At 71.2% G+C, this 22716-nt stretch carries 15 protein-coding genes; 7 read left to right on the top strand and 8 right to left on the bottom strand.

The window, feature by feature from the left end; translation table 11 throughout:
* Positions 1-6: 6 nt before the first annotated feature.
* The 5 genes from ACIQZN_RS34285 to ACIQZN_RS34265 are packed head-to-tail and all read right to left on the bottom strand — an operon-like array spanning position 7 to position 5108.
* Positions 7-825, bottom strand: coding sequence for an ATP-binding cassette domain-containing protein (locus tag ACIQZN_RS34285; RefSeq protein ID WP_018104763.1), 819 nt, complete (start codon positions 823-825; stop codon positions 7-9).
* Positions 822-1649 carry an ATP-binding cassette domain-containing protein gene (locus tag ACIQZN_RS34280; protein ID WP_404002518.1) on the bottom strand — a complete coding sequence of 276 codons (828 nt, stop codon included), beginning with the start codon at positions 1647-1649 and terminating at the stop codon, positions 822-824. The genes ACIQZN_RS34285 and ACIQZN_RS34280 overlap by 4 nt, the downstream gene beginning before the upstream one ends.
* Positions 1646-2557 carry an ABC transporter permease gene (locus tag ACIQZN_RS34275; RefSeq protein ID WP_404002516.1) on the bottom strand — a complete coding sequence of 304 codons (912 nt, stop codon included), beginning with the start codon at positions 2555-2557 and terminating at the stop codon, positions 1646-1648. The genes ACIQZN_RS34280 and ACIQZN_RS34275 overlap by 4 nt, the downstream gene beginning before the upstream one ends.
* On the bottom strand, positions 2554-3534 hold the full coding sequence (locus tag ACIQZN_RS34270; protein ID WP_404002514.1) for an ABC transporter permease: 981 nt from the start codon (positions 3532-3534) through the stop codon (positions 2554-2556). The genes ACIQZN_RS34275 and ACIQZN_RS34270 overlap by 4 nt, the downstream gene beginning before the upstream one ends.
* On the bottom strand, positions 3534-5108 hold the full coding sequence (locus tag ACIQZN_RS34265; protein WP_404002512.1) for an ABC transporter substrate-binding protein: 1575 nt from the start codon (positions 5106-5108) through the stop codon (positions 3534-3536). Before ACIQZN_RS34265 ends, ACIQZN_RS34270 begins: the two co-directional genes overlap by 1 nt.
* Before the next feature lie 54 nt (positions 5109-5162).
* Between ACIQZN_RS34265 and ACIQZN_RS34260 the strand changes: the two genes are divergently transcribed.
* From ACIQZN_RS34260 to ACIQZN_RS34240, 5 genes are all read left to right on the top strand, one after another.
* Entirely contained in the window at positions 5163-6068 is a 906-nt protein-coding gene (locus tag ACIQZN_RS34260; protein ID WP_404002510.1) for an IclR family transcriptional regulator, read from the top strand.
* A 110-nt stretch (positions 6069-6178) separates the two neighbouring features.
* Positions 6179-7210: a serine hydrolase domain-containing protein gene (locus tag ACIQZN_RS34255; protein ID WP_404002565.1), complete on the top strand. Its 1032-nt coding sequence runs from the start codon at positions 6179-6181 to the stop codon at positions 7208-7210.
* A 119-nt stretch (positions 7211-7329) separates the two neighbouring features.
* Positions 7330-8058, top strand: coding sequence for an alpha/beta fold hydrolase (locus ACIQZN_RS34250; protein WP_404002508.1), 729 nt, complete (start codon positions 7330-7332; stop codon positions 8056-8058).
* 223 nt (positions 8059-8281) lie between these two features.
* Positions 8282-11707 carry a CARDB domain-containing protein gene (locus tag ACIQZN_RS34245; protein ID WP_404002506.1) on the top strand — a complete coding sequence of 1142 codons (3426 nt, stop codon included), beginning with the start codon at positions 8282-8284 and terminating at the stop codon, positions 11705-11707.
* Positions 11708-11813: 106 nt separating this feature from the next.
* Entirely contained in the window at positions 11814-13106 is a 1293-nt protein-coding gene (locus ACIQZN_RS34240) for a haloacid dehalogenase-like hydrolase (protein ID WP_404002504.1), read from the top strand.
* A 63-nt stretch (positions 13107-13169) separates the two neighbouring features.
* On the opposite strand, the gene ACIQZN_RS34235 is transcribed toward ACIQZN_RS34240, so the two are convergent.
* The gene (locus tag ACIQZN_RS34235; RefSeq protein WP_404002502.1) at positions 13170-13775 is read right to left on the bottom strand and encodes a lytic polysaccharide monooxygenase; all 606 of its coding nucleotides are present in this window, start codon (positions 13773-13775) and stop codon (positions 13170-13172) included.
* Positions 13776-14050: 275 nt separating this feature from the next.
* Here ACIQZN_RS34235 and ACIQZN_RS34230 point away from each other — a divergent pair, with 275 nt between their 5' ends.
* Complete coding sequence (locus ACIQZN_RS34230) at positions 14051-14833, top strand: calcium-binding protein (protein ID WP_404002500.1); 783 nt, start codon at positions 14051-14053, stop codon at positions 14831-14833.
* A gap of 353 nt (positions 14834-15186) precedes the next feature.
* A complete protein-coding gene (locus ACIQZN_RS34225; RefSeq protein ID WP_404002498.1) occupies positions 15187-18240 on the top strand; it encodes an FG-GAP-like repeat-containing protein in 3054 nt (1017 codons plus the stop codon).
* Between the two features lie 109 nt (positions 18241-18349).
* On the opposite strand, the gene ACIQZN_RS34220 is transcribed toward ACIQZN_RS34225, so the two are convergent.
* On the bottom strand, positions 18350-19588 hold the full coding sequence (locus ACIQZN_RS34220) for a hypothetical protein (protein ID WP_404002496.1): 1239 nt from the start codon (positions 19586-19588) through the stop codon (positions 18350-18352).
* Between the two features lie 41 nt (positions 19589-19629).
* A complete protein-coding gene (locus tag ACIQZN_RS34215; protein WP_404002494.1) occupies positions 19630-22686 on the bottom strand; it encodes an alpha-mannosidase in 3057 nt (1018 codons plus the stop codon).
* Positions 22687-22716 lie beyond the last annotated feature (30 nt).

Below are 22716 nucleotides of genomic sequence, written 5' to 3'. Positions count from 1 at the left end.
CGGACCTCACGCGCCGACGCCTCCCAGGATCCGGCGGCCGGCTTCGGGGACGGGTACGGCGTCCAGGAGGCGCCGGGTGTACGCGTCCTCGGGCGAGGTGAACACCTGGTCCGCGGTGCCGGACTCGACGATGCGGCCCTGTCGCATCACGGCCACCCGGTCGGCGATCTGCCGCACCACGGCCAGGTTGTGCGAGATGAAGAAGTAGGTCAGGCCGAGGCGTTCCTGGAGATCGGCGAGCAGGTCGAGTACGCGGGCCTGGACGGATACGTCGAGGGCGCTCGTCGGCTCGTCCAGCACGACCAGACGGGGTTCGAGTGCCAGAGCCCGGGCGATGGAGATGCGCTGGCGCTGCCCGCCGGAGAACTCGTGCGGATAGCGGTCGAGGATGCCCGCGTCGAGACCGACGGCGTCGAGGAGCTCCCCGGCCCGGTCGCGTACCTTCGCCCGGCCGCGCCGCCCGCGGGCCCACTCCTCGTGGGTGACCAGGGGCTCCCCGACGATGTCGGCGATCCGCAGGCGCGGGTTCATGCTGGAGTACGGGTCCTGGAGCACGACCTGCATCTGCCGGCGCAGTGGCCTCAGCGCCGCCCCCTTCAGGGCGAGGAGGTCCGTGCCGTCGAACCGTACGCTGCCCGCGGTGGGTTCGAGCAGCCGCAGCAGCAGCCGGGTGAGCGTCGTCTTGCCGCAGCCGGACTCGCCGACCAGGGCGTAGGTCTCGCCTTCCCGGACGGTGAGGGAGACGTCGTCGACGGCGACGCTCGGCGGCCGGCCGGGGAACTCCTTGCGCAGTCCTTCGATCTCCAGCAGCGGGGTCGTGGTCATGCGACGGGCTCCAGTCGGGGGGTGGCGGCCAGCAGCTCGCGTGTGTACGGGGCGGCGGGGCGCGTGAAGACCTGTTCGACGTCTCCGGTCTCGACGACCTCGCCGTGCCGCATGACGACGACGCGGTCGGCCGTCTCGGCGACGACGCCCAGGTCGTGGGTGATGAGCAGGACGGCCATGCCGTGGCGTCGCTGGAGCCGTACGAGCAGCTCCAGGATCTGTCGCTGCACCGTCACGTCGAGCGCCGTGGTGGGCTCGTCCGCGATGAGGACGCGGGGGCGGGCCACGAGAGCGGAGGCGATCATGACGCGTTGACGCAGGCCGCCGGACAGCTCGTGCGGGTACTGGCCGTAGCGCCGCTCCGGGTCGGGGATGCCGACCTCGTCCAGCGCGGTCAGCGCGGCCCGGCGGGCCTCGGCCCGGGTGTGGTCGCCGTGCAGCCGCAGCACCTCGGACACCTGGTCCCCCACCCGTTGCAGGGGGTCGAGGCTGGTCATCGGGTCCTGGAAGACCATGGATATCCGGGAGCCGCGGATCTTGCGCAGTTCCTTCTCGCGCAGGGCGAGTACGTCCCGGCCGTCGAGCAGCACCTGACCGCCCGCGTACACGCACGGAGGTTCCGGGTTCAGGCGCATCGCGGACAGGGCGGTGGCCGACTTGCCGCTGCCGGACTCGCCGACGACGGCCAGCGTCTCGCCGGCGGCGACCGAGAGGTTCACCCCGCGTACGGCGTGCACGGTGGCGGAGGCGAGCGCGAAGTCGACGCGGAGGTCCCGGAATTCGAGGACGGGTGCGGCCGGCGGGGTCTGTTCGGAGTCGGTCATCGGCGGTACGCCTTCGGGTCCGCGACGTCGCGCAGCGCGTCGCCCAGGATGTTGATGGAGAGCGAGGTGAGCATCAGGGCGATGCCGGGGAAGACGGCGATCCACCAGGAGGTGCCGAGGTAGAGCTGTCCGTCGGCGAGCATGCCGCCCCAGGTCACCGTCTCCTTGGGGACGCCGAGGCCCAGGTAGCTGAGCGACGCCTCGGCGACGATGGCGGACGCGATGTGCAGCGTGCCGATGGTGGCCAGGGGTGCCATGACGTTGGGCAGCAGGTGGCGCCGCATGATGGCCAGGTCGCCGACGCCGATCGCGCGGGCCTCGGTGACGAAGTCGCGGGTGCGCAGCGACAGCACTTCGGAGCGAACCACCCGGGCGTACGACACCCAGCCGGTGACGCCGATCACGAGGATGACGTAGCCCAGGCCCGAGCCGACGAATCCGACGACGGCGAGCGCCAGCAGGATCGCGGGGAAGGCGAGCTGGACGTCGGCGAACCGCATGACGACCCGGTCGGTCCAGCCGCCGAGGTACCCGGAGGCGAGGCCGGCGACGGTGCCGATCACACCGGCGAGCAGGGCCGCGCCCGCGCCGACGAGCAGGGAGACCCGGGTGCCGTAGACGATCCGGGAGAGCAGGTCGCGGCCGAGCTGGTCGGTGCCGAGCAGATGGGCGCTGTCACCCCCGGACTGCCAGGCGGGTGGCTGGAGCCTGCCGAGGAGGTTCTGGGCGGCCGGGTCGGCGGGCGCGATCAGGGGTGCGAACAGCGCGCACACGACGATCAGTAGGAGGAAGACGAGCGCGACGGCGGCGAGCCGGTTGCGGAGCAGTGAGCGCAGCACGGAGGGCTGGGCGGAGACGGGAGCGGGGGCGGTGGAAGGGGCCGTGGGGGCGGGAGCGGTGGTGGTCATCGGGAGTTCCTCACCCTCGGGTCGAGGAGGCCGTAGGACAGGTCCACGAGCAGGTTCACCACGACGAAGGTGGCGGCGAACAGCAGCACGGTGCCCTGGACCAGGGGGAAGTCGCGGTTGGCGATGGCTTGGACGGTCAGCTGGCCGACGCCGGGCCAGGAGAAGACCTGCTCGGTGAGGATCGCGCCGCCGAGCAGGCTGCCGATCTCCAGCCCGACGACCGTCACCACGGGCAGCGACGCGTTGCGCAGTCCGTGCCGGAGCACGGTGCGTACCGGTCCCAGGCCGCGGGCGCGTGCCGTACGGATGTGGTCGGAGCCGAGCACGTCGATCAGTGAGGAGCGCAGCAGCCGTGCGACGACGGCGACGGAGTAGACGGCCAGGGTGACCGACGGCAGTACGAGGTGGGCGAAGGTGCCGTATCCGGAGGCGGGCAGCGCGTGCAGACCGACGGCGAACACGAGGATGAGCAGGATGCCCACCCAGAAGGCGGGGGTCGACTGGCCGATCAGGACGGCCGTGATGACACCGCGGTCGGTGGCCTTGCCGCGTCGCATCGCCGCGATGGTCCCGGCGGGCAGAGCGATCACCAGCGTCACCACGAGGGCGCCCGCCGCGAGCAGCAGCGTCGCGGGGATGCGGTCGGCCAGGACCGCGCGGACCGGCTGGTTGTAGAAGAGGGAGTTGCCGAAGTCGAAGCGCGGCAGGCCCCACAGGTAGTCCAGGTACTGCGTGAGCAGCGGCCGGTCCAGGCCCAGGCTGTGGCGCAGCACGGCCTCCTGCTGGGCGGTGGCGTCGGGGGGCAGCATCACCTTCACCGGGTCGCCGGACAGGCGTACCAGGAAGAACACGACGGTGGCGGTGCACAGGAGGACCAGGAGTGCGGTGCCGAGGCGGGAGGCGGCGGGCCGCAGGACGGCCCAGGCGCGGCTGGGTCCGGAGACCTGTACGCCGGGTGCGGTCAGGGTCTGGCTCATCACACGGCCACCTTCGCGCTCGCCATGTCCAGCACCCCTGCGGCGCCGGGCGTCCAGCTCGGCCGGGTGTTGTGCACGTAGATGTTGTCGATCTGGTAGAGGGGCACGAACGGCGCCTCGTCCTTGATGAGTTGCTGGAGTTCGGAGAAGGCGCGGCGGCGCACGTCCGGATCGACGGACAGCTCCTCGCGGTCCACGAGCTGGTCGGCGCGCTTGTGGTGCCAGCGGCTCTGCCGCCGGTCGCTGCGCACGTTCGACTGGAGCATGCTCTCGCCGTCCATGGTCCAGACGGTGGACGCGGCGAGATAGACGGGGCCGAGCGCGCCGTGGTTGGAGGAGGTCAGGCGCTGGGAGTACGTGCCCGGGTCGAGCAGGTTCACCCTGGCCCGGACACCGGCGCGGGCCAGCAGGCCGGCGATGGCCTCGGCCACGTTCGCGTCCAGGTTGGACGCGGTGATCGAGGTGCTGATGCCGTCGGGGTGCCCGGCCTCGGCCAGCAGCGCGCGGGCCTTGGCGAGCGAACGTTCGAAGGGCTTCACGGACTCGTCGAAACCGAAGGCGCCGCGCGGGATCATCGCCGGGACCTCGGTGGCCTTCCCGCCGAGCACGGCCTTGATGAGCAGGGGCACGTCGATGGCGTGGTTGAGCGCCTGCCGTACGCGCCGGTCACGCAGCGGTCCCTCGGTGAGGGTGTCGAGCGACAGGTACGAGGTGCGGATGCCGGTGTGGTGGCCGATCTCCACGCCCGGGTAGCCGGCCAGTTGCTGCGCCGCGTCGGGGGTCATGCCCGCCACGATGTCGACGCCCCCGCTCTGCAGCGCGGCCAGCGCGGAGGAGGAGTTGGGGGCGGGTACGAAGACGAGTTCGTCGACGTGCGGGCGGCCCTGCCAGTGGTGGTCGTAGGCGGCGAGGCGCAGTTCGTGGTCGCGCTGCCAGTGCCGGAACGTGAACGGGCCGGTGCCCACCGGGTGTGCGGCGAAGCCCTCGTCGCCGACCTTCGCGAGGTAGCGCGGGGGTACCACGACGCCGCCGAACAGGGACAGCTTCGCGGGAAGGATCGGGTCGTGCACCGAGGTGCGCACATCGACCGTGTACGGGTCGACCACCTTGACGCCTTCGACGTAACGCAGTTCCACGATGGGCGACTTCGTCGCGGGGTCGAGCAGCCGCTCGATGCTGAAGCGGACGGCCTCGGCGTCGCACGGCTCCCCGTTGTGGAAGGTGACGCCCCGGCGCAGCTCGAACCGCCACACCTTGGGCTCAACGGCCTTCCAGGACAGGGCGATCCGTGGCTGGAGGGAGTTGTCGCGGCCCCGCGTGGTCAGCGTGTCGAACATGTTGATCAGGGCGTTCATCGACGTCATGTCGCCCTGCTTGTGCGGGTCCATCGTCTTCGGGTCCCCGGTCTGGGAGACCCGCAGCACGTTGCCGGCCGAGGCCGCCGACGGGGCTCCGCACCCGGTCAGCAGGGCGGGAGCGGCGAGAGCGGGCACCGCGAGGCCACTCAGGCGCAGCACCGAACGGCGGGAGAACCCGAGTCCCGGGCCGCCTCCCCCTTCACGTATTCGTTCCATTGGACAACACACTCGTTCCGGTGAATGGAATGCAGTTCGGGTAAGGTAGGCCACATGGGGAAACCGGTCAACAGTCGTTCGCAGAAGCAGACCTCCGCCGCGCTGCCCGTCGGCGCTTCCCGAGCGGATATCGCACCGCCCGCGCCCGGCCCGGTGGACAAGGCGATGGAAGTCCTGACGGCCCTCGCCGGGGCGGGCGCCCCGCACCGCCTCGCGGACCTCGCCCGGAGTACGGGACTGGCCAAGCCGACCGTGCACCGACTGCTCCGCGCGCTCGCCGCGTCGGGTTACGCCGAGCCGGGCCCGGGGGGCAGCTACCGGCCGGGACCCCGGCTCCTCGGCCTGGCCGCGGGTGTGCTCGCCGACGACGCCGCGCTGCGCAGGGTCGGGCCGGTTCTGGACGAACTCCGCGTGCGCACAGGGCTGTTCGCTTCGTACGTGGTCCGCGACGACCGCACCGTCATCCATCTGGACGTCCGCGCTCCGGCGCAGGACTTCGGCCTCGGCCTCAGCCCCGGCTTCCGCGAACCGCTGACCTCGGGGGCGGCGGGCCTCGCCCTGCTGGCCGCCCTGCCGGACGCGGAGCGCGAACCGCTGTCCGCAAGCCCCGACGGTGCACCCGCCGACGAGGTGACCCGCGCGATCCTGACCGCGGCGGCCCGGGACGGCTACGCCTTCGACGGCACCGACGCCTGGCTCGACCGCCGCGCACTCGCATCCCCGGTGCGCGATGCGAGCGGCCGCGCGGTGGGGGCCCTCGTGCTGAGCGGTCTCGCCTTCACGCTCGACGAGGCGGCGGCGCGGCTGTACGGGCCGATGGTCCGCTCGGCCGCCGCCGCGGTCTCGGCGGGCCTGGCCGCGCAGCCCGGCGCACGGCTCGGACTGGTGCCGGGCCCCGACCGCGATACGGATCCCGGTGCGGGGGCCGCTGGAAGCGGCGGGGCGGAGGAGTCCCGGTGAGCGCGGACAGGAACTCGGCGACGCCCGCCGGGGCGCGAGGGACCGCCTCCGGCCCGAACGGCCCGACGCCCGCCGGCGCGCGAGGGACTGCTCCCGGCCCGAGCGGCGCGGTGACCCCCGAGGCCCGGGCGGCCGCCCGGCGCCGGCTGCTGGAGGACGGGCGGGAGCGCGGCCTCTACTCCGGTGCCGCCTGGTCGCTCGGCGGCGCGGACGGCCCGTGGGACCACGGCTGGACGGGCACCCGCGCACAGGGGGGACCCCTGCTGGACGGCAACGACCTGTGGGACCTCGCGTCCGTGACCAAACCGCTGGCGGGCCTGGTCGTCATGGCACTGGTCGACCGGGGCGACCTCCGCCTCGACGACACCGTCGGACAGCATCTGGCCCGCTACGCGGACAGCCCGCACGCCCCCCGTACGATCGCCCAACTCCTCGACCACACCTCGGGGCTGCCGGGCGGGGTACCGCTCTACCGCGACCACCCGACCCGTGAGTCCCTGCTGACCGCGCTGGGCACGCTGCCGCGCACCGCCGCGCCCGGCACCCGGGTCACGTACTCGTCCCAGGGGTTCATCCTGCTCGGCCTCATCGCCGAACAGGCCACAGGCCGGGGCCTGGACGAGCTGATGAGCGAGCTCGTGTGCGCACCTCTCGGCCTCACCGACACCTGCTTCCGGCCGGCGCCCGCCCAGCGGGGGCGTGCGGTGGCCACGGAAGCCTGCCCCTGGCGCGGCCGGACCGTGGTCGGCGAGGTGCACGACGAGAACGCGGTGGTACTCGGTGGTGTCGCCGGACACGCGGGCCTCTTCTCCACGCTCGCGGACCTGGAACGCCTCGCGCTCGCCCTGCTGGGCGGCGGCCCCCCGCTGCTGGAGCCGGACACCCTCACGCTGATGACCACTCCGCGCACGGACCACCTCAACCTGCGCCGCGCCCTGGCCTGGCAGGGGCAGGATTCGACCGACTCCCCGGTGGGCGGCACCTTCGGCCCGGGTTCGTACGGTCACACGGGATTCACCGGCACGAGCCTGTGGCTCGACCCTGCGGCCGGGCGCTACGCGATCCTGCTCACCAACCGCGTCCATCCCAGCCGCGTGGAGCGCGGATTCACCGAGCTGAGGCGGGAGTTCCACACACTCTGACCGCGGAACGCGACGGGGGCCCGCACGCCGGGCGGCCATCGGCGGCGAGCACGACCCATCCGAATCCCACGCGGCAACGAATCACGGGTGCACCACCTCTGACGCGTTGGGACCGGATGATGTCACTCCCCGATCACTCGAACGGCACCGCCGATATCGCATTTCTCGCGCTCGTCGGCGGTCGCCGCTCCGTGCGGCGCGCCCGGGCCGCGGTTCTTCTGCTCCACGGCGGGCGCGCCGACGCGCTGGAACCCCCTGCGGCGCTCAACCTCCCCGCGCTCCGCATGAAGCCCTTCGCCACGAGCATCCGGCGAGCGGTGGCCCACGAGGACGTACTCGTGGGCCATGTCCGTTACCGCCACCGCGGCTGGAACGGCCACCACGCCCATCCCGTCGCGGACACCCGCCGCGCGCTGAGCGAGCTGTACGAGGTCGCCGGCCCCGTCCCCGTGGTGCTCGTCGGCCACTCCATGGGAGCCCGGGCGGCTCTCCGTGCGGCCGCCGATCCGCAGGTGAGGGGCGTGATCGCGCTGGCCCCCTGGTGCCCGCCGGGCGAGTCCGCCTCCCATCTCGGAGGTCGCACGGTGATCGCCTTCCACGACGAGAGCGACCGCATCACCCGGGCCGGGGACACCTGGTCCTACCTCACCCGCGCGCAGGCCGCCGGAGCGCGTGCGTACGGCCTTCGCATGCCGTACGGAGGCCACACCATGATCCGCCGCGCCCGCCAGTGGCAACGCCTGGCGACCGAGGCGACCACGGGGCTTCTCGGACTCACGCCCCTCCCGAACCCCCTTGCGGCAGACGGCACATGGACCGGCGAACCCGGGTGCCCGGCAGCCGGGTGACGCCTTGAGCCCCGTTCCGTTTGCCGCGTAGTGCGTCATACCCGACCACTGAGTGTCACAACCCAGTCAGAACCGTTGACAAATCTTTAACCTGTCAGAAATCTATCTCCAAGCAACCGCAAAACCTTGACTAGTTCACTCAAAAATCAATCAACACCTCTTCTGAACGCGGGGCTTCACCCCACCTCGGCCCTCTCCCCACTCCTTCCGAACAGAGGACAGCATGAGACGGAAGTCATCCGTCCGACGGCTGGTCACCGGGCTGCTCGCGGCCTGTCTGATCCCCCTCGGGCTCCTCCCCGCCACGGCGCACGCCGCCGGGTCCCAAGCCGCCGGGCCCAACCTCGCCCTGGGCCGCCCGGCCACCGCCGGCGGCGCCAACGGCGAGTACGGCGCGGGCAACGTCACCGACGGGAACCAGGCCAGCTACTGGGAGGGTCCCGCCGGCTCCTTCCCGCAGTGGGTCCGTGTCGACCTCGGCGCCAAGACGTCCGTCGACGAGGTGACCCTCAAGCTCCCCACGACGTGGGAGGCGCGCGACGAGACGCTCAGCGTGCAGGGCAGCACCGACGGCGACACCTGGAGCACCCTCTCCGGCTCCGCCGAGCGCACCTTCACCCCGGCCGCCGCCGGCGCCGTGACCATCGGCTTCAGCGCCGCCGACGTCCGGTACGTGCGGGTGCAGGTCACCGCCAACACCGGCTGGCAGGCCGCGCAGCTCTCCGAGCTGGAGGTCCGCGGTGCGGGCGGCGGAAGCGACCCGGGCGACCCCGGTGACCCGGGCACTCCGCCCACCGGCACCAACCTCGCCAAGGGCAAGCCCGTCGAGGCCAACGGCTACGTCCACACCTTCGTCCCGGCCAACGCCAACGACGGCGACGTGAACACGTACTGGGAGTCCGCCGGACTGCCGGGGCAGCTCACCGTGAAGCTCGGCGCCGACGCGGAGCTGTCCGCCGTCGTCGTCAAGCTCAACCCCGACACCGCATGGGGCGCCCGGACGCAGGCGATCGAGGTGAGCGGCCGCGGCCAGAACGCCTCCGCCTTCACCACGCTCAAGGCACGCGCGAACTACGACTTCAGCCCGGCCGGGAACAAGAACACCGTGACCATCCCGGTCTCCGGCCGCGCCGCCGACCTCCGGCTCGCGCTCAGCGCCAACTCCGGTGCGCCCGGCGGTCAGATCGCCGAGATCGAGGTCGTCGGCACCGCCGCGCCCAACCCCGATCTCACGCTCACCGACCTGAGCTGGACGCCCGCCTCCCCGTCCGAGAAGGACGCGGTGGGCGTCAAGGCCACCGTCCGCAACGCCGGCACGGCCGCCTCCCCGGCCACCACCGTCGCCGTCAGCCTGGACGGTACGGTCGCGGGCACCGCCGCCGTCGGCGCGCTCGCCGCCGGCGCCTCGGCGACCGTCACGGTGGACACCGGCAAGCACCCGCAGGGCTCGTACGCGGTCTCCGCCGCCGTTGACCCGAACAACACCGTCGTCGAGCAGGACGACAGCAACAACAGCCGGGCGGGCGCCACGCCGCTCGTCGTCGCGCAGAGCCCCGGACCCGACCTCCAGGTCACCGGCATCGCCACCAACCCGGAGAGCCCGGCGAGCGGGGCGAGCGTCAGCTTCACCGTCACCGTGAAGAACCGCGGCACGAGCGCCGTCGCGGCGGGTACCGTCACCCGGCTGACGGCCGGGACGACCACGCTCAACGGCACCACCCCCGCCGTCGCGGCGGGCGCCTCCGTGCAGGTACCGATCTCCGGCACCTGGACCGCGACGAACGGCGGTGCGACGCTCAGCGCGAGCGCCGACGCGACGAACACCGTCGCCGAGACCGACGAGAACAACAACACCTTCGCCCGCTCGATCGTCGTGGGCCGGGGCGCCGCCGTGCCGTACACCGAGTACGAGGCCGAGAACGGCACGTACACCGGCAAGCTCCTCACCAGCGACGCCAAGCGCACCTTCGGCCACACCAACTTCGCCACCGAGTCCAGCGGGCGCAAGTCGGTGCGGCTCGACAACACCGGTGAGTACGTCGAGTTCACCTCCACGAACCCGACCAACTCGATCGTGGTGCGCAACTCCATCCCGGACGCCGCCGGGGGCGGCGGGCAGGCCGCGACGCTCAGCCTCTACGCGGACGGGAAGTTCGTCCGCAAGCTCGACCTCTCCTCGAAGCACTCGTGGCTCTACGGCTCGACCGACGACCCCGAGGGCCTGACCAACACCCCGGGCGGGGACGCGCGGCGCCTCTTCGACGAGTCGAGCGCGCTGCTCGCCCAGACCTACCCGGTGGGCACCAAGTTCCGGTTGCAGCGTGACGCCGGGGACTCCGCGGCCTTCTACATCGTGGACCTCGTGGACCTGGAGCAGGTCGCCCCGGCGAAGACGAAGCCCTCCGAGTGCACCTCGATCACCGAGTACGGTGCCGTCCCCAACGACGGCATCGACGACACCGACGCTCTCCAGCGCGCCGTCATGGCGGACCAGGCCGGGCAGATCTCCTGCGTCTGGATCCCCGCCGGGCAGTGGCGCCAGGAGCAGAAGATCCTCACCCCCGACCCGCAGCACCGCGGTCAGTACAACCAGGTCGGCATCAAGAACGTGAAGATCGTGGGCGCCGGCATGTGGTACTCACAGCTCTACACCCTCACCCAGCCGCAGGACGCCGGCGGCATCAACCACCCGCACGAGGGCAACTTCGGCTTCGACATCGACGACAACACGCAGATCTCCGACCTGGCCATCTTCGGCTCCGGACGGATCCGCGGCGGTGACGGCAACGCCGAGGGCGGCGTCGGCATCAACGGGCGCCTGGGTAAGAACACCAAGATCTCCAACGTGTGGATCGAGCACGCCAACGTGGGTGTCTGGGTCGGCCGCGACTACTCCAACATCCCCGAGCTGTGGGGGCCGGGCGACGGCCTGGAGTTCAGCGGGATGCGCATCCGCGACACGTACGCGGACGGCATCAACTTCACCAACGGCACCCGTAACTCGACCGTCTACAACTCGTCCTTCCGCAACACCGGCGACGACTCGCTCGCCGTCTGGTCGAGCAAGTACGTCAAGGACACCTCGGTCGACGTCGGCTCCAACAACCACTTCCGCAACAACACGATTCAACTGCCCTGGCGGGCCAACGGGATCGCGATCTACGGCGGCTTCGGGAACACCATCGAGAACAACGTCGTCTCCGACACGATGAACTACCCGGGCATCATGCTCGCCACCGACCACGACCCGATCCCCTTCAGCGGCCAGACGCTCATCGCGGGCAACACGCTGAACCGCACGGGCGGGGCGTTCTGGAACGAGGACCAGGAGTTCGGCGCCATCACGCTCTTCGCGCAGGCGACCAGCATCCCCGGCGTCACCATCCGCGACACCGACATCCTCGACTCGACGTACGACGGCATCCAGTTCAAGACGGGCGGCGGCCAGTACACCGGGACGAAGATCTCCGACGTACGCATCGACAAGTCGAACAACGGCTCGGGCATCCTCGCGATGAGCGGGGCCCGCGGTGAGGCGACCCTCTCCAACGTGACGATCTCGAACTCGCGCGACGGCGATCTGCTCGTCGAGCCGGGCTCGCAGTTCACCTTCACGGGCAGCCCCACGAAGGGAGCCGCCAAGCGCTGACCCGACACCCGCGCGTCGGCGCCGTCCGCGTCCCCTCAGGGACGCGGACGGCGCCGCGTGCGTGCCCTCTCTACATCGCCGAAACATTGATGTACGGTCCACTCGCATGCGTACCCGACTTGTTCTCGCGTGGACCTCGGCCGTGACGGCCGCATTCGCGGTCGCAGCCGCAGCCGGCCCCGTGTCGGCCGCACCGGCCGGCCCCATGGCCGTGACGCCGACGACGGCCCGCTGCCCTCAGCTCTCCGACGATCTTCCCTGGTACGGCAGCAACCGGGCCCGGCTCCAGCGCATGATCGACGAGCGCGGCACCTGCCACGGCAGAGGTGGACCGCGCCCGGTCGCGGCGTTCGACTGGGACAACACCATCACCAAGAACGACGTCACCGACGCCACCATCAGCTGGTCCCTGCGCCACGACAAGATCCTTCGGCCCGCCAGCTGGAAGGACACCAGCACGTGGCTGACCGGCACCGCGAGCAAGGCCCTCACCGATGCCTGCGGAACCGAGGTGAAGGTGGGGGCGCCCCTGCCCACCTCCACCAACGCCCGCTGCGCCGACGAGATCCTCCAGATCCGTGAGGACGGCCACACGATGAGCGGCGAGGCCGCCTTCGCCGGGAAGTGGAACCACCGGCGTACCGTGCCGCAGTACGCGTGGGTGCCGCAGCTGTTCGCCGGACACACCGTCCCCGAGCTGCGTGCGTACACCGAGGCGGCGCGCGCGGAGGCCCTCGCCGCGCCGGTCGGCGCGACCCGTACCGTCGGCACCCACACCCTGCCCGCCTATGTGCGGTACTACGAACAGCAACGCGACCTCGTCCGGACGCTCCAGAAGGCCGGATTCGACGTCTGGATCGTCTCGGCGGGTTCCGAGCCGGTCACCGAGGTGTGGTCGCGCGGCATCGGTATCGACCGTGCGCACACCGTCGCCATCCGGTCCGTGCTCGACCGCAAGGGCCGCATCACGACCAGCAACGAGGGCTGCGGCGGCGTGGGCGTCACCAAGGGCGAGGCCATCCCGTACATCGACGGCAAGCGCTGCTGGATCAACCAGGAGATCTTCGGGATCAAGGGCCGGGCCGCCTGGAACCAGCAGGCTCCCCACCGGCGGATCGCGCTCGGCGGCGGTGACGCCGACACCGATGTGACGTTCGTCGGCGATGCCACGGGCGCGCACCTGGTGCTCAACCGCAACAAGAACGAGCTGATGTGCCGCGCCTACGACAACGCCGACGGGCGCTGGGTCGTGAACCCCATGTTCATCGAGCCGCTGCCCCGCAGGACCGCGGCCTACCCCTGCTCGACCGCCGCCTACACCGAACCGGACGGCACCCTCGCCCCCGTGCGGCGTGGCGACGGCAGCGTCGTACCGGATCAGCAGGACACGGTGTACTGAGCGGGAAGCCCCGTCGGGCAGGGTGTCCCTGCTCCGACGGGGCCCGGTGCGGCACTCCTCGGCTCAGCCGAAGTTCACGTCACTGCACCACATGTACGCCTGGTCGAGGTGCGATGCCTGCCAGATCACGAACATGACGTGGTGTCCGCTGTAGCCGGAGGTCTGGACGGGGAACGTGATGTCCTGCGCCGGCGCATAGCGGCCGGTCTGCGTGATGAAGTCGAGGTTGCCCCAGCCCAGGGTCTGGGTCTCGGGGTCGAAGCCCTGCTTGCTCACGTAGACCTTGAAGTAGTCGGCACCGTGGGACGCCTGGTCGCGCAGATGCACCGAGAAGTTGTCACCGACCGTCGTGGTCTTCCAGGCCCCGGGCTTGTCCAGGCTGGCGTTCCGGGACAGGTTGTTGCTGCACAGCGTCCCGTCGGGGGTCTTTGACTCGAACTGACCGCCGAGACCATCGCGTAGCGCGCTCATCCAGTTCCACATGGTGTCGCTGTTGGCCTGCCACGCCTGCCAGCACATGGGGTCCTGCGTCTGCATGGCCGGGTCCATGTGGTTGCTGCCCCATGTCTCCCAGCACTTGTACGCGCGGCTCGCGGGGTCGACGATCGTGCCGTGGGCCTGGGCCGGGGCCGACCAGGCCAAGGCGCCGACGACGACGGCGAACAGCATGACGAGGGACTGGAGGGGCCGACGGAGGTACGACCTCGAACGCCCGGTTAACGGACTCTTGTTGCGCATGTGGGGGGAACTCCTTCCAGTGGCAAAGCTGTCGTGGGAGCGCTCCCAACGGTACGACTTTCGCGGGACATGTCAATGAAACAAACCGAGTCGACCACGAGCCGGGCCCTGTGACAGCGCGCCGGTTCGCGCTCTTGCGGATTCGGGCGGGCACGGGAGACTGCCTTCACCACCCGCCCCGACGCCGCCCCTTGAGATGAGGACTCATGAACCGCAACCGAGCCGCCGTCAGCGCCCTCGCAGTGACCCTGTTATCCGCCGGTCTCACCGTCGGCCCTGCCGCCGCCGGCTCCGTCGCCGCCCCTGTCACCGGGGCGAAGGCACGCGTCGGGGCCGACTGGGAGAAGCAGTCGATCGTCTTCACCGCCGCCGCGGGGCAGACCAACGACCTCAACATCTATCCGATGTACACGAGCGACGGGATCCGCCGGATCGGATTCAGGGACGCGGTCCCGCTGGAACCGGGCGAGCACTGCGCGTACTCCAGCCCCGAGGACCCCACCGTCGTCGTCTGCGAACTGCCCGCCGACAGCGCACGGCCCGACAGGATCGACGTGTTCCTCGGCGACGGCGACGACACGATCGCCGCCTTCGATCCCGGAATGAACACCGTCAGCGGCGGGCCGGGGGACGACGTACTGCACGCCCACACCGCCCGCACGGTGCTGGGTGATGCCGGGGACGACATGGTCATGGGGCCCGCCACCCTCTACGGCGGCGAGGGCATGGACCACCTGATGGGCGACAGCGACAACCAGCGGATGTGGGGCGGCCCCGGCGACGACATGATCGAGGGCTACGAGGGGGACGACATCGTGTACGCGGGCCCCGGCGACGACCACGTCATGGGCGGGGACGGCCGGGACATCCTCCTCGGCGGCTCCGGCGACGATGTGGTGCACGGCGAGGGCGGCGACGACTTCGTCTGCGGCGGCACCGGGAAGGACACCCTCGACGGCGGGGACGGCCGCGACATCGTCCTTCCGTAGGTGAACGCGGGTTCCCCGCGGGGTCTCAGGTCCTGGTCGTGAGGCGGCGTGCGCGCTCACGGGCCGAGAGGGCCGCCCCCCGTTGTGGCGCCGGCGGCGGGGGGCTTCCCGTGGGGCCTGGGCATCGCACCTTCCTCTGACCAGGTGCGATGCGCCCCTGGGCCCGTGATGGGGGTGCCGATGCCGCCCTCGGTGGGCGGCTATAGAGTGTGCGCTTCTGAGGGTGCGGCATCGGCCGGGGGGCCAAGTCGACTTCGTCGGCGGCGCACCGCTTCATGGGCCTGGGGAGGGTCTTCAGGATGAGTCGATGTGGTGTCGTGCGCCCGCGATGGGCCGGAGCGTGTGCGGCATTGATGGTCGTGTTGGGCCTCGCGACGGGGGCGGGTCCCCTGTCGGCTTCGGCGGCGGCAGCGGAAACCCCGCAGGAGACCGTCGTACCGGCCGCGCAGCGCAATACGTACGAGTCGGCGTCGCTCTACAACAGCGACACGCAGTCGGGGGCGGACGGGGCCGGGGCGCAGGGTGTCTTTCACCTGCTGGAGGGCCACAAGGGCCTGGTCTGGACGCGCTACGCGGACGGAGTGTCGACCGAAGCACCCGCGGACACCACGGCCGTCAGGCAGACGGGAACGGGCAGCGATGTCCTCGCCTACGTCTACCAGGACGGCCGGATCAATCTGTGGGACGCGTCCGAGGACACCACGCAGACCGTCCGCGTTCCCTCCGGGCAGCAGATGTTGAACGTGTACGGCACTACGGTCGTCTCGTTCGCCGCCGCGACCGCGGATGACGGATCGTCCACCCGCGTCAATCACCTGCTCACCCCGGGGCCCGACGGCACCACACGTGACGTCACGGTCACCGGGATGCCTGCCGGGATGAAGCTGGGCGCGACACGCGGCGCGGACGCCACCAGCCTGTTCTTCTTCGGCCAGTGGAACGACACGTATCGCATGGTGTCCGTGGACCGGGAGACCGGCGAGGTGGAGAGCTGGACCCAGCCGGTCCCCATCAACAACGACCTGGCCCGGGTGACCGGGGACCACGTCGTCCTGTTCTTCCCCAGTACCCCGACGGTGCTGGTCCTTCCCCGCGACGACCTGTCGGCCGACCCGGCCGAACTGACCGTGGGCTGTGGTGGTGTGAACCCCGCCGACGACCTGGCCGTGGTCGGTGAGTGGGTGGTCTACCGCTGTGGTCTGGCGATCCAGGCGAAGCCGATCGCCGGCGGGGCGAGCGTCCCGGTCATCTCCACGTCGAGTTCCGGTCTCTCCTCGGCGCCAGGGGGTCACGCGCTGGTGGTGGGCCGTGCGACCGCCGAGGGCGACTACGGCATCCAGCGTCTGGTTCCCGGCGCCGGCCAGGGCCCGCCCTCGGTCGTCACGGTCAAGCGGCTGATCAGGCCCGTCGCGAAGGTTCAGGGCCTGTCCCTGGAGCAGGGCAGGCTTGTCGTGACCGACTCCAGCAGTGGGCGGCGGGACGACTACCTGCGCACCGTCGCCGCGTCCGGCACCCCCGAGTTCGGCGACCGCTCCTCCTTCACCGGTTCGGGTGTCCTCATCTCCTCCTGTCCGGTCCAGGATGCCGGCTGCTCGGCGATCCAGGGCACGGCCGACGGCCGGATCGTCTGGCTGGAACGCGACGGAACATCGGGCTACGACCGGCTCTGGGCCTTCGGCCCCGGTCCGAGCGGTCTCGACGACCGGCCGGTGCCGGCCGGTGGCCACGTCACGGACGTGTCCGGCGGCTACGTCATCTACACGGACAGCACGCAGAGTTACGTCTACCATCTGGGCGGCTCCGGTACCTCGGTGACCCGCCCCAAGGGCGCGGCCGCGCTCGACGGTGACGTGCTGCTGAGCGCCGGCACCGCCCCGGGCAGCGTGGCAGGCTTCAACCTGTCCACGAAGAAGGCGACGGCCACCCTCACCACGGACGCGGGCTGCGTGCCGCAGGAGCTGCAGTCCGCCGGACGCTGGCTGTACTGGAACTGCGGCCCCGACGGTGGCGCGGGTGTCTACGACCGCACCGCGAAGAAGTCGGTGCCGGTGCCCTCGGGAGAGGCACGGCTCGGCGACGGCTTCGTGGTCACGCACGACCGAGCGACCGGACAGCTGACCCTCACCACCGTCACGGACGGCGAAGCGGTCGGCCGGGTCATCGGCACACTGCCCGACACCGGCGTCTCGCAGCGCGATGTCCGCTGGACCGTGGACGAGGCCGGCGGCAATGCCGCGTACGTGGATGCGCAGGAGCGGATCCACCTCGTCCCCTCGGGGGTGCCCGCGCAGCCCCTGCGTCTGCTGGGGCCCGCCGAGAACGCCGGCAGCGTCCATGCGACAACGCTCGACGCCGCCCCGGGGGCGCTCACGAGCCTCCTCCTCTCCAAGCCGTCCGCCGGCTGGACCCTGACCGTGCGCAGCAGGATCACGGGCGAGACCGTCGACACCGTACGGGGCGGCGCCGCGCGCGGCGCGCTGGACGTGGGGTGGCACGGGAACGACCCGTCCCGCGCCGGTGACGCGTTTTTGCCGAACGGGCGTTACGGCTGGTCCCTCTCCGTCACTCCGGCGGACGGGCAGGGCGGCTCTCTGAATGTCACCGGCACGGTGGCCCTGATCGACGCCCAGCCGGTGTGGCGGGACCTCGTCGGCGACGACGGTATCGGAGAGCTGCTGGCCCTGAACTCCTCCGGCCTCGTGTACTCGTACCAGGGCAACGGGACCGGTGGGCTGCGGGCCAGGCAGGAGGCGGTGGGCGACCGGTTCCCCGGGGGCACGCTCCTCGTCCCCTTCGGCGACACGAACGGTGACCGCTGCAACGACGTGCTCGTACGGCAGGGGAACGAACTGCGCGCCTACCGGCCCGGCTGCGACGGCATCGTGTCGGCGTCGTCCCCGTCCACACTCATCGGCTCCGGCTGGGCGCAGTACGACGTCATCACCTCACCGGGCGATGTCGACGGTGACGGGATCAGTGACCTGGTGGCACGCCAGACGACCACCGGCGACATGTACTTCTACGCGGGGACCTCGACGCACAAGCTCACCACCCGGGTCCGAATCGGGACGGACTGGCGGCTCTACACGAAGATCGTCGGAGCCGGCGACCTGAACGGCGACGGCAGGGGTGACCTGCTCGCGGTCGACAAGTCCGGTGCGCTCTGGCGCTATTACGGCAAGGCCGCCGGTGCCGTCACCGCGCGCACGAAGGTCGCGTCGGACTGGGGTTCCGCCTACACCACGGTCGTGGGCGCGGGTGACCTCACGGGTGACGGCCGCGCCGACATCGTGGCCCGCGACAGCAGCGGCAAGCTGTACCGCTTCAGCGGCACCGGCACGGGAACCCTGTCCGGCCCGGCGACCATCGGCACGAGTGGCTGGAGCAGTTACACCGGGCTGTACTGACGGCCGGCCTGCTCCCGCCGTGCCTGAGCGGCTCGGCGGAAGCAGGCGACCACCGTCTTGCCGTCGTCGCTGAGCGGCAGCGTCTCCCCCGTTGCCGCTCAGCGGGGGGTCAGACCGGCAGCAGGCCCGGGAACTGCCCGTGTCCCATGTCCGGTGCGGTGACCGCCAGCCAGCCGTGGCCGCGTACGACCGTGTCGAGGACACCCACCAGGTCCAGGTCGACCGACAGGTCTCCGCACGCGTCGCGGACGCCGCCCGTGATGTCGTCGGGGTCCTCGTCGTCGTCCTCGTCGTCGTCCCAGCCGCCCTCGGCCGCGTACTGCCGGACCATCCGGCCGTCCTCGGCGGCGAACCAGATGTCCGCGCCGCCGGCGTCGTCCACGTAGAAGAGTTGGGCCCGGCCGCACGCGGCGCTGACCCGCTCCACCGTCGCGACCATGTCGTTCCAGTCGTCGTAGCCGACGAGCTGGCGGAACTGGCCGAACACCAGGCGCCAGCCGTCCAGTTCCGGTGTCACGAAGGCCCGGCTGATGCCGCGGGACGGGTCCTTCGGGCTCGGGCTCCGTATCTCCTCGCACATCGCGGCAGTCACACCCGTCTGCACCGGCACCGGGCGCGGATCGTGCAGGCCCAGCGCTTCGAAGACGCCCTCGTACGTCTCCCCGGGCACGGCCAGCCACCAGGCGCTGAGCTGGGTGTCGGGCACCGCGCGGACGCTGCCCGGGAGCGTCACCCGGAGCAGCCGTTCCACCAGCACGCGGTCGCGTGCGTCGAGCGCGTCCAGGCCGCCGCCCTCGATCAGGAGGCCGAGCGCGCCCCGCCGTACCGGCCGGGAGGAAGCCGGGTCCCGGCACAGCTCCCGCAGGCGCGGCGCGAACGAATCCCACATGAGGCGGATGTACTCCCCGGGCGCACCGTAGAAGTCGCCGCCTCGGGCGGCCAGGGCCACCAGCGCCCGCACTCCGGCCTCGGAGTCGGTGCGCAGCTTGAGCAGCCCTTCGAAGCCGTAGCGGGACAGGTGGACGTCGGGTTCGAGCGCCAGCGCCGCGTACCGCCCGGCGCAGCGCTCGTCGAAGACGCGGAACAGCCGGGGTGTGAACCAGCTGTTCAGCTCCTCCGTCCTCGACGCGGCGAGAACGGCGTCGAAGGCCGGCGGCCCGATGCGGCCCAGCACCTCTCCGTATGCCTTGAGACGCGGGGCCGCGTAGTCGGCACCCACCCCGCCCAGCAACCCCGGCAGTGCGTGCTCTCCGTGGGCCGCCAGCCCCTCCACCGCCTCGGCCATGCGTGCCGAGTCGCCGGTGTCCAGTTCCTCGATGAGGGCTTCGATCCCGGGTTCGATTTCCATGGCGGGATCCTAACGATCTCGTGCGGCACCGTCCCCAGCCGTCAGACGCCCGGGGTCAGACAGAGGGTCAGGATCTGGAACGGGCGCAAGGTCAGGTGGATGTCCTGGCCGTCGACGGCCGGCGCGGGCTCATCCGTCAGTTCCCGTTCCAGCAGATCCGTGATCCGCGCGCCGACGAGGGGAAATCCGGTCCTGAGCGTCGTCCGCGCGCGGCCGCCCGCGGCTTCGTAGAGGCGGACGATGACACGGCCCGAGCGGTCGTCGGCGAGCTTGACCGCCTCGATGACGACATCACCACCGGATGCCCGGACGAGCGGTTCGACGGGCGCTCCCCCGGACACCACGCGCTCGGGGACGTTGAAGCGGTAGCCCTCGCGGACCGCGTCCCGCAGACCGGCGCCGATGACCAGTCCGTAGCGCAGGCGGTGTTCGCCGCGGTCGCAGTCGGGGTCCGGGAAGAGCGGGGCGCGCAGGAGGGAGAGGCGTACGGTCGTGGTGGTTCCGCCGTCGGGGCGGATGTCCCTCGTGACGTCGTGGCCGTAGCTGGAGTCGTTCACGAGGGCCGCACCCCAGCCGGGTTCCTCGACGTGCAGATAGCGGTGGGCGCAGACCTCGAAGCGGGCGCTGTCCCAGGAGGTGTTGGTGTGCGTGGGACGCCGGACGTGCCCGAAGGGGATCTCCGCGCTGGACTCCGCCGCCCTGATGTCGAGCGGGAAGGCCGCCTTGAGGATCTTCTCGCACTCCCGCCAGTCGACGTCGGTCTCGACGTCCAGCCGGCGGCTGTTCTCCTCCAGGCGCAGTACCTGGGTGATGCGGGAGGCGTTGAAGCCTCGTACCACTCGGATGCCTCCGGGGACGGCGACGACCTCGTCCGCGTCGGTCAGGTCCCGCACGGTGTTGCGGTAGAAGGCGTCGACGTCCCAGGCGTCCCACTGGTTCGGGAAGTCCTGGTGCAGTTGGAGGAGGTTTCCGACCGTGCCGGGAGCGAGCGCCTCGCGTCCGGCGGTCAGGTCGTATGCGGAGGTGATCAGGCCGCGGGTGTCCACCGTGATCCGTACGAGGCCGTTGTCCAGCACGAATCCGCCGCCCTGGGCGGGGTGGGGTTCGACCGGCCGGGCGGCCCGCGCCCGCGGGGACGCACCGAGCGCGGGGATGCCGTCGCGGGTGTGCGGTGCGGCGTTGAACACGGTTTCGCGGGCCGTACCCTCCGCGCCGGATGCCGCGAGGGCGCGTTGCGCGGAGTCGATGACCTCGCCGAGCTCCCGGGCGGTCTCGGCGTACACGGTCTCGGCCTCCCGGTGCACCCAGGCGATCGAGGTGCCGGGCAGGATGTCGTGGAACTGGTGGAGCAGGACCGTCTTCCACACCCGGTCGAGCAGTTCGTACGGGTAGGGCAGGCCGGTGCGCAGTGCCGCTGTCGCGGACCACAACTCGGCTTCCTTGAGCAGGTGTTCGCTGCGCCGGTTGCCCTGCTTGGTGGCGAGTTGGCTGGTGAGTGTGCCGCGGTGCAGTTCCAGGTACAGCTCGCCCGACCACACGGGTGCGTCCGGGTACTCCGCCTGTGCCTTGGTGAAGAACTCCTCGGGGCTCTCCATCTCGACGCGGGCCGAGCCCTCCAGGTTCTCCAGCCTGTGGGCCCGGGCCAGCATCTCGCGGGTGGGGCCACCACCGCCGTCCCCGTACCCGAAGGGGACGAGTGAGCGGTTGGCGGCGCCCTTGTCCCTGAAGTTGCGCTCGGTGTGTCCGATGTCGGCGCCCGAGAGGTCCCCGTTGTAGGAGTCGACGGGCGGGAAGTGGCTGAAGATACGGGTGCCGTCGATGCCCTCCCACCAGAAGGTGTGGTGCGGGAAGGGGTTCGTCGCGTTCCAGGAGATCTTCTGGGTGAGGAACCACTTGATGCCGGCCAGCTTCATGATCTGGGGCAGGGCGGCGTTGTACCCGAAGGTGTCGGGCAGCCACATGTCCTCGGTCTCGACCCCGAATTCCTCCAGGTAGAAGCGCTTGCCGTGGACGAACTGGCGTACCAGTGACTCGCCACCGGAGAGGTTGGTGTCGGGTTCGATCCAGAGGCTGCCCGTGGGTATGAACTGCCCGGTGCTCACCTTCTCCACGACGCGGGCGAACACCTCGGGCCGCTGCTCCTTGAGCCAGGCGAGCTGCTGGGCCTGGGACATGACGAAGCGGAACCCGGGGTGGTCGTCCATCAGGGCGGTGACGTTGGAGACGGTCCTGGCCGCCTTGCGGACGGTCTCCCGTACGGGCCAGAGCCAGGCGGTGTCGATGTGCGCGTGGCCCACGGCGGAGACGCGGTGCGCTCCGGCGTGCGCGGGGGACGCGAGTGACGGGGCGAGCACCTCGCGCGCGCGTGCGGCCGTTCCCCCGATGTCCTGGAGATCGATCGCGTCCAGCGCGCGGTCCACGGCGTGCGTCAACTGCCAGCGCCGGGTGGAGTCCTCGGGCAGCTGGTGCATCAGCCCGGAGAGGACGTCCAGGTCCTGTACGAGTTCCCAGACCGTGGGGTCGAAGACGGCGAGGTCCATCCGGTTCAGGCGGTAGAGCGGTGTGTCCGGTGCGGTCTCGCCGCCCAGCCACGGGGGAGCTCCGCCGGCCCGGGTGGGGACGAAGGGGTCTTCGCCGCTTCCCGAGTCGAAGATGACCGGGTTGGCCGCCGCTTCGATGTAGTAGACGAACTCCTCTCCGCCCTCGGCGCGTTCGGTGATCGGCAGCCACGCGTTGCGGGGGTTGAGTGCCTTGACCGGGCTGCCGTCGGGACGGTACACGAGGCCCTCGGCGGAGAAGCCCGGCTGGGTGGCGCCGAAGCCGAGGTCGAGGACCGCTTCGACCTGCCGCCCGGCCCATGCGGCGGGAACGGAACCGCTGATCCGGAACCAGGTGGTGGACCAGGCGGGCCCCCACAGGGCACCCGTGCGCACGGGTTCGTAACGCGCGCCGATTCCTTCGGACACGGGCACGGGTTCGCCCGTGACCGGCCGGACGGCGATGTCGAGAGGAAGGCTCTCGCGGTATACGGCGGGCCTCAGGCGCAGGTCGAGGACGCGGGCCAGCCGTCGTTCGGTGACGGTTCGGTCGTGGTGCATGGGTGCTCCGGTAGGGGGAGGGCGGGGCAG

Source organism: Streptomyces sp. NPDC097595 (genome assembly GCF_044761525.1).
GTDB lineage: Bacteria > Actinomycetota > Actinomycetes > Streptomycetales > Streptomycetaceae > Streptomyces > Streptomyces drozdowiczii_A.
The sequence above is the reverse complement of the archived record's forward strand: the minus strand, read 5'-3'. Positions and strand labels throughout refer to the sequence as shown.